The sequence below is a fragment of the Streptomyces sp. NBC_00009 genome, from assembly GCF_045040855.1.
GTDB lineage: Bacteria > Actinomycetota > Actinomycetes > Streptomycetales > Streptomycetaceae > Streptomyces > Streptomyces aureus.
This window is the reverse complement of record NZ_CP108312.1, coordinates 1,036,706-1,048,348: the sequence shown is the minus strand read 5'-3', so window position 1 is coordinate 1,048,348 and position 11,643 is coordinate 1,036,706. Positions and strand designations below refer to the sequence as shown.

The 11,643-nt window shown below is 72.7% G+C and carries 10 protein-coding genes; 5 read left to right on the top strand and 5 right to left on the bottom strand.

The features are described from left to right. Positions 1–17: 17 nt before the first annotated feature. Positions 18–986, bottom strand: a complete 969-nt coding sequence (locus tag OHA58_RS04795) for an FAD-dependent oxidoreductase (RefSeq protein WP_405476755.1) — start codon at positions 984–986, stop codon at positions 18–20. Positions 987–1,052: 66 nt separating this feature from the next. Between OHA58_RS04795 and OHA58_RS04790 the strand changes: the two genes are divergently transcribed. Together OHA58_RS04790 and OHA58_RS04785 are read left to right on the top strand one after the other, a co-directional pair. Then, positions 1,053–2,078, top strand: a complete 1,026-nt coding sequence (locus tag OHA58_RS04790) for an oxidoreductase (RefSeq protein WP_405476754.1) — start codon at positions 1,053–1,055, stop codon at positions 2,076–2,078. 69 nt (positions 2,079–2,147) lie between these two features. Further along, a complete protein-coding gene (locus tag OHA58_RS04785) occupies positions 2,148–3,791 on the top strand; it encodes an ABC-F family ATP-binding cassette domain-containing protein (protein ID WP_405476752.1) in 1,644 nt (547 codons plus the stop codon). A 197-nt stretch (positions 3,792–3,988) separates the two neighbouring features. Here the strand turns inward: OHA58_RS04785 and OHA58_RS04780 are convergent, their stop codons facing one another. Both OHA58_RS04780 and OHA58_RS04775 read right to left on the bottom strand, forming a co-directional pair. Beyond that, positions 3,989–6,490 (bottom strand): Tex family protein, encoded by a 2,502-nt coding sequence (locus tag OHA58_RS04780; RefSeq protein WP_405476750.1) that lies wholly within the window; start codon positions 6,488–6,490, stop codon positions 3,989–3,991. Between the two features lie 100 nt (positions 6,491–6,590). Then, entirely contained in the window at positions 6,591–7,466 is an 876-nt protein-coding gene (locus OHA58_RS04775) for an SCO6745 family protein (protein WP_405476748.1), read from the bottom strand. Positions 7,467–7,663: 197 nt separating this feature from the next. On the opposite strand from OHA58_RS04775, the gene OHA58_RS04770 reads away from it, so the two are divergent. Beyond that, positions 7,664–8,689: a GlxA family transcriptional regulator gene (locus OHA58_RS04770; RefSeq protein ID WP_405476746.1), complete on the top strand. Its 1,026-nt coding sequence runs from the start codon at positions 7,664–7,666 to the stop codon at positions 8,687–8,689. Next, entirely contained in the window at positions 8,686–9,321 is a 636-nt protein-coding gene (locus tag OHA58_RS04765) for a DJ-1/PfpI family protein (RefSeq protein WP_405476745.1), read from the top strand. The genes OHA58_RS04770 and OHA58_RS04765 overlap by 4 nt, the downstream gene beginning before the upstream one ends. A 44-nt stretch (positions 9,322–9,365) precedes the next feature. On the opposite strand, the gene OHA58_RS04760 is transcribed toward OHA58_RS04765, so the two are convergent. After that, positions 9,366–10,124, bottom strand: coding sequence for an enoyl-CoA hydratase/isomerase family protein (locus OHA58_RS04760; RefSeq protein ID WP_405476743.1), 759 nt, complete (start codon positions 10,122–10,124; stop codon positions 9,366–9,368). Positions 10,125–10,438: 314 nt separating this feature from the next. On the opposite strand from OHA58_RS04760, the gene OHA58_RS04755 reads away from it, so the two are divergent. Further along, a complete protein-coding gene (locus tag OHA58_RS04755) occupies positions 10,439–10,945 on the top strand; it encodes an ATP-binding protein (protein WP_405484771.1) in 507 nt (168 codons plus the stop codon). 9 nt (positions 10,946–10,954) lie between these two features. Here OHA58_RS04755 and idi read toward each other — a convergent pair whose 3' ends face one another. After that, a complete protein-coding gene (gene idi, locus OHA58_RS04750) occupies positions 10,955–11,548 on the bottom strand; it encodes an isopentenyl-diphosphate Delta-isomerase (RefSeq protein ID WP_405476741.1) in 594 nt (197 codons plus the stop codon). Positions 11,549–11,643 lie beyond the last annotated feature (95 nt).

The following is an 11,643-nucleotide window of genomic DNA, read 5'->3' as shown; positions in this document are numbered from 1 at the left end:
CTGTGCGGTCGAAGTACTCAGGAGACGGCGAGCCCGGCCGCCTCCTGGGCGCAGCCCCACGCGACCGTCACACCGGCCCCGCCGTGACCGTAGTTGTGGACCAACACCCCGCCCCACGGCGCCCGTTCACGCTCGACCCGCACCTCGGGCCGCGTCGGCCGCAGCCCCACCCGGTGCCCGATGACCCGCGCCTTCGCGATCTCGGGCCGCACCGCGGCACACCGCGCCACGATCGCCTCGGCCACCTCCGGATCGGGCTCGAGCGAGAATGTGTCCTGCTCCGCGGTGCCGCCCAGGATCAGCCGGCCCGGCTGAGGAAAGAAATACGTCGAGGTCTCAGCCGTCTCCCCGGAGCCACCAGCGGCCGTGAACCACGTGTCCACGCCCGGGTTCTCCACGAGGACGAGCTGCCCGCGCAGGGGACGTACGGTCGCGTCCGGTACGAGCGTACGCGCGTCGAGGCCCGTGCAGTTCACCACCACCGGAGCCGCGGCCCCCGCCTCCGCGAGATCCGCCACCTCCCGCGTCTCCACGAGCCCGCCCGCTGCGAGAAACCGCTCCGTCAGCCACTCCAGGTGCACCGGCATGTCGACCAGCGGAAGCCGCGCCCACACGCCCTCGCCGCCCGCGTACTCCTCGGCGGTCGACGGGCGAAGCCCCGCCACCTCGGCCGCCCACGACCCCAGACCGTCGAAGCGCGTGTCGGCCTGCACGCCCTCAACCATGCGGACGCCCGTACGCTCGGGGCGCGCCGCCAACTCCTCGAACACGCGCAGCGCCCGCAGCGACCAGCCGCCCACGCGCTCCACGGGGTCGATCCGGTACGGCCACCACAGCGCGCCCGCGACGGCCGAGGTCGTCCCGGCGGTGGGGTCCCGCGTCCAGACGCGCACACGCCGCCCGGCCCGCGCGAGTTCCAGGGCCGTCGTCAGGCCGACGACTCCGCCACCGACCACGATCACATCGCCGCTCGCATCACTGTCCACGACCGGACCGTACCGGAATGTGTCATGCAGTGCTCAACTCCCGTCTCAGGTGGGAATACTCAGGACATGTCTGCCGAGTACGCGACCTTCGGCCTGGCACCGGCCATGCGCGCCGGTGGAGTTCTCACGAACGGGGACTACCAAGTCCACCGGGAGTTCCTGGACTTCATCGTGAACGGCTCGCCGCTGCTGTTCCAGCTCTCCGACCTCGACGCCGTCTCCCCGCTCGCCTCCGACATCCCGCCGGCGATCTTCACGGCCCACGTCCGCAGCCTGCTCCTCGAAGCGGACGCGCCGCTGCCCGGCGGCCGCTACGTCATCTACGGGTGCCCCGAGTGCGAGGGCCTCGAATGCGGGGCCGTCACCGCGGTCATCGAGGCGGATGGGCCCGACGTCATCTGGCGCGACTTCGCCTGGCAGACCGAGGAACAGGCCGACCTGGACCTCAACGGCTACCACGGCATAGGCCCCTTCCGCTTCCACGGCACCGCGTACCGCGAAGCCCTGCGGCCGCTGCTCGACGGCGCCGCGGAGCCCGCCCCGGCCCGCCGTGTCCTGCTCATAGGGGCCCGCGTCGCCGTCCTCGCCAAGCTCGCCGCCGCGCTGCGCACCATCGGCATCGGCGCCGAGATCACCCAGGACGCGGCCGGTGTGCCGCCCGACGAACTGCGCACCTACGGCGCGGTCGCCTTCGGCCGCGCCGTCAGCGAGTCCGACCGGGCCGCGGTGCGCGAACAGTTCGAGCGGGCGGGCGCGGAGGCGGCGTACGTGGACGGGCTCGCCCCGATCATCCCGCTTCTCGTCGCCCAGATAGAGAGCGCCCTGGACCGCCGCGCGGTCCCGCAGCGGCGCCTCACCCGCCTCGTCGCCGCCGACGGGGAGGCGGGCCTGGAGGTCACCTCCGCCTGCCGGGTCCGCCTCACCGCGTACCGCCTCGACCGGCTCTACCGCACCCATGCCGAGGACGTCTTCGACGCCGTACTCGAACCGGGCCGCCACCGCATCGCGCTCGACCCGAAGGCGACGAGGGGTGAGTCGTTCGTCGTGGCCCGCACCACGGGGAGCGTGCTGGTGGCGCCGATGGCCCGGTGAGGGGGGTCTTGCGCTGACGGGGAGCGGTGGGCGTAGGCGGTCCGCCCGATCGCTAAAATCGGCGGTCTGATGACTGCCACTCTCGTAGCCAAGAACCTCGCCGCCGGGCACGGCGACCGGTCCCTGTTCTCCGGGCTCGACCTCGTGGTCGCGCCCGGCGACGTGATCGGGCTCGTCGGCGCCAACGGCGCCGGGAAGTCCACGCTCCTCAAGCTCCTCGCCGGCCTCGACACCCCCGAGCAGGGCGAGCTGCGGCTCTCGCCGCCCGGCGCGACCGTGGGGCACCTGCCCCAGGAGCCGGAGCGCCGCCCCGGTGAGACCGTGCGCGAGTTCCTCGCCCGGCGCACCGGCGTCGACGCCGCGCAACGCGCCATGGACGAGGCCACCCAGGCCCTCGTCGACGGGGCGCCGGGGGCCGACGACGCCTACTCCGTCAGCCTGGAGCGCTGGCTCGACCTCGGCGGCGCCGACCTCGACGAGCGCGCCGAGGAGATCACCGGCTCCCTCGGCCTCGGCGTCGGCCTGGACCAGGCGATGGCCTCGCTCTCCGGCGGCCAGGCCGCCCGCGCGGGTCTCGCCTCGCTGCTGCTGTCCCGCTACGACGTGTTCCTGCTCGACGAGCCGACCAACGACCTCGACCTGGACGGCCTGGAGCGCCTGGAGTCCTTCGTGCGCGGGCTGCGCGCGGGCACGGTCGTCGTCAGCCACGACCGCGAGTTCCTGACCCGCACCGTCACCAAGGTCCTGGAGCTCGACCTCGCCCAGCAGGAGATCAACCTCTACGGCGGCGGATACGAGGCCTACCTGGAGGAGCGCGAGGTCGCCCGCCGGCACGCCCGCGACGAGTTCGACGAGTACGCCGACAAGAAGTCGGCCCTCGAAGGCCGCGCCCAGATGCAGCGCGGCTGGATGGACAAGGGCGTCAAGAACGCCCGCCGCAAGGCCACGGACAACGACAAGATCGGCCGCAAGTTCCGCAGCGAGGCCAGCGAGAAGCAGGCGGCCAAGGCCCGGCAGACGCAGCGCATGATCGAGCGCCTCGACGTCGTGGACGAGCCGCGCAAGGAGTGGGAGCTGCGCATGGAGATCGCGGCGGCGCCGCGCTCCGGCGCCGTCGTCGCCACGCTGCGCGACGCCGAGGTGCGGCGCGGCGACTTCACGCTCGGTCCGGTCTCGCTCCAGATCGACTGGGCCGACCGCATCGCGATCACCGGGGCCAACGGCGCCGGGAAGTCGACGCTGCTCGGCGCGCTCCTCGGCCGGGTGCCGCTGGACGCGGGGCACGCGACGCTCGGTTCCGGTGTCGTCGTCGGCGAGGTCGACCAGGCGCGGGCCCTGTTCCACGGCTCGGAGTCGCTGCTCGACGCGTTCTGCGCGGCCGTGCCGGACACTGAGCCGGCCGAGGTGCGCACGCTGCTCGCGAAGTTCGGCCTGAAGGCCGATCACGTCCTGCGGTCGGCGGCCACGCTGTCGCCGGGCGAGCGCACCCGCGCCGCGCTGGCGCTGCTCCAGGGCCGCGGCGTCAACCTGCTCGTCCTGGACGAGCCGACCAACCACCTCGACCTGCCCGCCATCGAGCAGCTGGAGTCGGCGCTCGACTCCTACGAGGGCACGCTCCTGCTCGTCACCCATGACCGCCGCATGCTGGACGCCGTCAGGACGCAGCGGCGTCTGGAGGTCGCCAACGGCAAGGTGACGGAGCTGTCCGTCTGACGTTCTGCGGTGTGTCGCGCGAGCTGATGTGTGGTGCGTGTGCCGACGTGTGCCGCGCGAGCTGATGTGTGGCGCGTGTGCCGCGCGTGCCGACGTGTGCCGCGTGGGCCGACGCGTGGCGCGGGGCTGACGTGAGCCGGCCGCGTCGGCGATGCGCCCGGGGCCGGTCACCTGCGTGGTGACCGGCCCCGGGTGTGTCAGCGCCCCTTCGGGTCGAGCAGGCCCGCGCGGCGCAGCGCCTCGGCCATCTCGCTGTTCGCGGGCGCGGGCGCGGACGCGCCACCACGCCGCTGCCCCTGGGACTGCTGCCGCTGGCCCTGGCCCTGGCCTTGCTGGCGTCGGCCCTGGCCGCCCTGACCCTGGCCACCCTGTGCCTGGCCCTGGCCCTGGCGCTGCTGCCCTCGCTGCTGCGGCGGGCGCCCGCCACGCTCCCGGCGGCCGCCACCGCCACCGCCACCGGCACCTGCCCCGCCCCCGGCGCCCGGCTCGCCCGCCGCAGCCTCGTCGTCGAGGCGCAGCGTCAGCGAGATCCGCTTGCGCGGGATGTCTACGTCGAGGACCTTCACCTTGACGATGTCACCCGGCTTCACGACGTCCCGCGGGTCCTTCACGAACGTCTTCGACATCGCGGACACATGCACGAGCCCGTCCTGGTGCACACCGACGTCCACGAACGCGCCGAACGCCGCCACATTCGTCACGACACCCTCGAGGACCATCCCGGAGGCCAGGTCGGAGATCTTCTCGACGCCGTCCTTGAACGTCGCCGTCTTGAAGGCGGGACGCGGGTCGCGCCCCGGCTTCTCCAGCTCCTTCAGGATGTCCGAAACCGTCGGCAGACCGAACGTGTCGTCCACGAACTCGGCCGGCTTCAGCGACCGCAGCGCCGCCGCGTTCCCGATGAGGGACGCGACCTCGCCGCCCGTCGTCTTGACCATGCGCCGGACCACGGGGTACGCCTCCGGGTGCACCGACGACGCGTCGAGCGGGTCGTCGCCGCCACGGATCCGCAGGAAGCCCGCGCACTGCTCGTACGCCTTCGGGCCCAGCCTGGACACGTCCTTGAGACCCTTGCGGGACGTGAACGGGCCGTTCGCGTCGCGGTGCGCCACGATGTTCTCCGCGAGGCCCGAGCCGATGCCGGACACGCGGGCGAGCAGGGGAGCGGACGCCGTGTTCACGTCCACACCCACGCCGTTCACACAGTCCTCGACGACCGCGTCCAGGGAGCGCGACAGCTTCACCTCGGACAGGTCGTGCTGGTACTGGCCGACACCGATCGACTTCGGGTCGATCTTCACCAGCTCGGCCAGCGGGTCCTGGAGGCGGCGGGCGATCGACACGGCGCCGCGCAGCGACACGTCCATGTCGGGCAGCTCCTGAGAGGCGAAGGCCGACGCCGAGTACACCGACGCGCCCGCCTCCGACACCATCACCTTGGTGAGGTTCAACTCCGGGTGCTTGGTGATCAGTTCACCGGCAAGCTTGTCGGTCTCGCGCGACGCCGTGCCGTTCCCGATCGCGATCAGGTCGACCGAGTGCTGGGCCGCGAGGCGGGCCAGCTTGGCCAGCGCCTCGTCCCACCGGTTCGCGGGCACGTGCGGGTGGATGACGTCCGTCGCCACGACCTTGCCCGTCGCGTCGACGACCGCGACCTTCACGCCCGTACGGAAGCCGGGGTCGAGGCCCAGCGTCGCGCGCGTGCCCGCCGGGGCGGCGAGCAGCAGGTCCCGCAGGTTCGCCGCGAAGACCTGCACGGCCTCGTCCTCCGCCGCCGTGCGCAGCCGCAGCCGCAGGTCGAGGCCGAGGTGCACCAGGATGCGGGTCCGCCAGGCCCAGCGCACCGTGTCGGACAGCCACTTGTCCCCGGGCCGCCCCTGGTTCCTGATCCCGAACCGGTCCGCGACGATCGGCTCGTACGAGGACGGCCCCCCGGCCGCGTCCCCCGGCTCCTCCGGCTCCAGGGTCAGGTCGAGGATCTCCTCCTTCTCGCCGCGGAGCATCGCGAGGATCCGGTGGGAGGGCAGCGCGGTGAACGGCTCCGAGAAGTCGAAGTAGTCGGCGAACTTCGCGCCCGCCTCCTCCTTGCCCTCGCGGACCTTGGCGGCCAGCTGTCCCCGGCCCCACATGCGCTCGCGCAGCTCACCGATCAGGTCGGCGTCCTCGGAGAAGCGCTCGGTGAGGATGGCGCGGGCGCCGTCGAGCGCCGCCTGCGCGTCCGCGACGCCCTTGTCGGCGTCGACGAACGCGGCCGCCGCGGCGGCCGGTTCCACCGTCGGGTCCCCGAGCAGCCCGTCCGCCAGCGGCTCGAGCCCCGCCTCACGCGCGATCTGCGCCTTGGTGCGGCGCTTCGGCTTGAACGGCAGATAGATGTCCTCGAGCCGGGCCTTGGTCTCGGCCGCCATGATCTGCGCCGCCAACTCGTCGGTCAGCTTGCCCTGTTCCCTGACCGAGTCGAGGACCGCCGCCCGCCGCTCCTCCAGCTCCCGCAGATAGCGCAGCCGCTCCTCGAGCGTGCGCAGCTGCGCGTCGTCGAGCATCTCGGTCGCTTCCTTGCGGTAGCGCGCGATGAACGGGACGGTCGAACCGCCGTCGAGCAGCTCGACGGCGGCCTTCACCTGCCGCTCCCGTACGCCGAGCTCCTCGGCAATCCTGCCTTCGATGGACCCCGTGATGGGACCTGCGCTGGGTGTTGCCACGATGCCGTACCGCCTTCTCAACTGAGGGTGCGCGGCAATTGTGGCAGGTGGCGCCGACAACGGGGGGCAGCCCACCGGCCTGCCGGCGCCGGGTGGCCTTTCAGGCGGCCTTGCCGATCAGGTCGGCCGGGAACGCGCCCGCGCCCAGGGCGGTGCCCATGAACCCCGCCGCCAGCTCCGTGAGCCGGGCCACGCCCGCCTCTCCCAGGTGGGCGTACGGCTCGAGGTCGAGCCGGTCGGTCTCCGCCTCCAGCTCCCGGCGCAACGCCACCCCGAGCTCGGTCAACTCGCCCTGCGCGTCGAGCACCTTGCGCTCCCGCAGCCGGTCGGCGGCCGCGTCGAAGTCATCGCGGGTCCAGCCGCGCGTGGCAAGCAGCCACTTCGGGGCCATGCCCTTGCCGGTCGCCACATGGCTCACCAGCGCCTCGACGGGGTCGAGGTCCGCGGCGAGCAGCGCGGCCAGGTGCCCGTCGCCGCGGTGTTCGCGCAGCAGCGTGGCGGCGTGCCAGTACGCGAGGTGCGGCTCCTCGGGCACGGGCAGGTCGGCGTGGGCGGCGTACAGCGGCCGGGCGTGGCGGCTGCAGGCCTCCGTGGCCCGCAGTGCGAGAGCGGCGGCCTCGGCCATCTCGGGGGAGGCCAGGATCTCGTCGCCCAGGAGCCTGCGCAGCGTCGAATCGACGGCACGCGCGCGTGCCGCGAGGACGGTCTCCGGAGAGGCCGTCTCCCATACCGCGGGCACGTGTTCGGCGACGAGCTCGTGCTTGAAGTTGTAGAACGTCGCCGTCACGGTCCCGGCGCCGACGGCCCCCATCGCCGCTGCGCGGGCCGCGAAGTACGCCGCGCTGCGGTGGGTGATCCCGATGGCGCCCAGCTCCTTGCCCAGGTCGGGCGAGAAGTAGTGCGTCGAGTGGAACGGGTTGAGCATGTTGTGGCAGCGGCGGGCGGCGCGCGGGTCTGAAGCCGGGGAGGTCGTCATGCGAGTACGTTACCGACTGGTTGGTACGGGCGGAACGTGCGGGGCGCGGACCATTCACCGAACCATTCACCGAACCGTTCGCCGAAGCGTTCGCCGAGCCGCTGGCCGGACCCCTCCCACCGCTCCGGTCCCGCGATGGCAGGAAAGGTGGGGTACTCGTCATTGCGGCCGTCGTGCCGTGCCCGAAGACTGGCCGCATGGCCGCCCGCACCGTGCTCATCCCGCTGTTCGACGACGTCCAGAGCCTGGACGTGACCGGCCCGGCAGAGGTCTTCGCCGGCGCCGCCCTCTGTCAGGGCCCGCGCCCCGGGGACACGTACCGCATCCGGACCGCCTCCCTCGACGGCGGGCCCGTACGCACCTCCAGCGGGCTCACGCTCGTCCCGGACCACGCACTGGAGGACGCGCCGGCCCCGCACACGCTCCTCGTCCCCGGCGGCCGCGGCACGCGCCGCCCGGATCCGCGCCTGAGCGCCTGGCTGCGGGAGCACGGCCCGCGCGCAGAGCGCCTCGTCTCTGTGTGTACGGGCGCCATCCTGCTCGCCCGGGCGGGCCTGCTCGACGGCCGCCGGGTGACCACACACTGGGCGTACTGCGACCGCCTCGCCCGCGACCACCCCGCCGTCGAGGTCGACCCGGATCCCATCTACGTACGCGACGGGAACGTGGCGACCTCGGCCGGCGTCACCGCGGGCATCGACCTCGCCCTGGCGCTCGTCGAGGAGGACCACGGCCGCGACACCGCGCTGACGGTCGCCCGTCACCTCGTCGTGTTCCTGCGGCGCCCGGGAAACCAGGCCCAGTTCAGCGCCCAGCTCTCCGCCCAGACCGCGCGGCGCGAGCCGCTGCGCGAGATCCAGCACTGGATCACCGAGCACCCCGACGACGACCTGTCCGTCGAGTCGCTCGCCTCCCGCGCACGCCTCTCGCCGCGCCACTTCGCCCGCGCCTTCCAGGCGGAGACCGGAATGACCCCGGGCCGGTACGTCGACCTGGTCCGTCTCGAACAGGCGCGCCGCCTCCTGGAGGACACCTCCGACGGTGTCGAGGAGATCTCCCGCACCTGCGGCTACGGCACCCCCGAAGCGATGCGCCGCGCCTTCGCCAGAACGCTCGGCGCGTCTCCTGCCGAGTACCGCCGCCGCTTTTGCGCGCCCGGACCCCGTACACCGGGCCGGCGCCCGTCCGAACCCCGCACACCCCGACCGAAAGGCACCCGATGAAGATCGCCATCGTCCTCTTCGACCGCTTCACCGCGCTCGACGCCGTCGGCCCCTACGAGACACTCGGCAGGCTCCCCGACGCGGACCTCACCTTCGTGGCCGAGCGGACCGGGCCCGTGCGGTCGGACACCAGACGGCTCGCCCTCACCGCCGACAAGGCGCTTCCGGAGCTGACCGACCCGGACATCGTCGTCGTCCCCGGCGGCCCGGGCCAGAGTGCGCAGATGGACAACGAGGTGCTGCTCGACTGGCTGCGCGCCGCCGACACCACCAGCACCTGGACGACCTCCGTGTGCACGGGTTCCCTGCTCCTCGCCGCGGCCGGTCTGCTCGACGGCCGGCGTGCGACGTCGCACTGGCTGGCGCTCGACGCCCTGAAGGAGTTCGGAGCCGAGCCGACGGGCGAACGGGTCGTCGTCGACGGCAAGTACGTCACCGCGGCCGGGGTCTCCTCCGGCATCGACATGGGCCTGACCCTCGTCGGCACGATCGCGGGCGACGAGCATGCGCAGGCGGTGCAGCTGCTCACCGAGTACGACCCGCAGCCGCCCTACGACGCGGGTTCGCCCGAGAAGGCCCCCGCGCACCTCGTCGAGAAGTTCCGCGCGGAGAGCCGCTTCATCCTGAAGTAGTCCAGGAGCCCGTCCTCATCCTCAGTGGGCCCAGGAGACCTGCTTCACCCTGAAGTGGTCCACGTGAAGCGCGGCTTCCTGCGCTCCAGGAACGCGGCGACGCCCTCCGCGGTGTCGCCGCTTCCGCGCGCCTGCTCGGCCCAGTGCGCCGCCCGGTCCACGCGCCCGTCGGCGAACTCCTTCGCCGCGGCCTGCGTCAGCTGCGAACGCTCACCGAGAATCCGCGCGAACTCGCCGACGCGCTTGTCCAGTTCGTCCCCGGCGAGCACCTCGTCCACGAGCCCGGTCCGCAGGGCACGCTCCGTACCGATCAACTCGCCCGAGAACAACAGGTACTTGGCCGTCGCGGGACCCACCAGGGAGGCGAGGCGGCGCGTCGAGCCCGCCGGGTAGACGATCCCCAGCTTCGACGGGGTGACCCCGAACAGCGCGTCCTCGGCCGCGAACCGCAGGTCACAGGCCGCCGCCAGCTGGCAGCCGCCGCCCACGCAGTACCCGCGCACCGCGGCCAGCGTCGGCTTGGCGAAGGCCGCGAGCGCCTCCTCGGCCGCGACCGCGAGCTCCTGCGCCTGCGACCCCGAGCCGCCGAGCGTGGAGATGTCGGCGCCCGCGCAGAACGTCCCGCCCGCACCGGTCAGCACCAGCACCCGCACCGCCGGGTCGGCCTCGAGCCGGGCGAGCAGCGGCGGGAGCGAGCGCCACATGCTGTCTGTCATGGCGTTCCGTTTGGCGGCGTGGTCGATGACGACGGTGGCGATGCCGTCGGTGACCGAGTGTGTGAGCTGCGGCGGCGTGTGCGACATGCGCCGGATGCTATCCGCAGGCCTCGAACGTACGACCAGGAAGGGGTGGCCTGCGAGGAGGCGTCATGGAGCGGCCCGGCCGACGCGTCGTAGGTCTCATGACGGCCGATGGCGAGTCCAAACACGTACAACCTGAATAGCCATGGAAGAGGGAACTAGAACGGCAGGATCAGTCGCACACCTGACGCTGTCATACGCCAACGGTCAAATTGCGTCGATACTCGCTGACTTCTGGTCAGTCATTCGGTACGGACCAGTGGATTCCCAACACTCGATGCGTGGTGACAATCGAGCGCAAGGGCGGCGACCGGACGATGAGCGACCAAGGGTGGGGGTCCCGCCCGCGTCCTCAAGACACCGGGGGAGTGACCCCCGACCAGGAACCGGGAAGTCCGCTGCCGTACGAGGGGGTCTGGCGCTTCACGGCGCAGGCCGTCGACGTGTCCGTGCCGCAGGCCCGGCACGCCGTCCGTGACCTGCTGGTCCGGCAGGGCGTACCCGCCTCCGACGACCTCGTCCAGGGGCTGCTGCTCATCGTCTCCGAGCTGGTCACCAACGCCGTGCGGCACGCGGCCCTGCTCTCGCCCGTCCTCGCCGTGGAGGTCGCCGTCGGCGCCGAGTGGGTGCGCGTCTCCGTGGAGGACGAGCACCCCTACCGCCCGACCGCCCTGGAGGCCACCGACGGGCAGACGGGCGGGCGCGGCCTCCTCCTCGTACGAGAGGTCACCCGCGAGGCGGGCGGGGTGTGCGACGTCGAGCACACGGCGAGCGGGGGCAAGGTGATCTGGGCCGCCCTGCCCCTCAAACCCGCCGACGCCTGAGCGGCGGACTCACCAGCCGGCGGACGGCCCCGTCAGCTCCCGGATCGCCGGCCGCGCCGCGTCCAGCACGGTCATGAACCATGCCGAGAACGGCCCCTGGGCGTGCCGCACGGCCAGCTCCTCCGCCGTCACATACGCGGTCTCGCCCACCTCGGAGGGATCCGGCCGCAGCGGCGCCTGGACCATCCCCACGAACAGGTGGTTGAACTCCTGCTCCACCAGGCCCGATTCCGGGTCCGGGTGGTTGTAGCGCACCGTCCCCGCCTCCGCGAGCAGCGAGGGCGAGACCCCCAGCTCCTCGAACGTCCTGCGGGCGGCCGCGGCGAACGGCGCCTCGCCCGGATACGGGTGCCCGCAGCACGTGTTCGACCACACGCCGGGGGAGTGGTACTTGCCGAGCGCGCGCTGCTGGAGCAGCAGCCGGCCCTGTTCGTCGAAGAGGAACACGGAGAACGCTCTGTGCAGCTGTCCGGGCGCCTGATGCGCGGAGAGCTTCTCCGCCGTGCCGATCGTCCTGCCGTCCTCGTCCACGAGTTCCAGCAAGATCGCTTCTCCGGTGCCGTTCGACGAGCTGTTCGCCGCGGTGGCAGGTGTGGTCGGCATACCCATCCTTCGCTTCGGTCCTCGAACCCCAAGTCTGCCGTACCGGACAGACAGTCCCGGCACCTGGCAGCGCCCGCATGTCCCGCCCGGTGGGC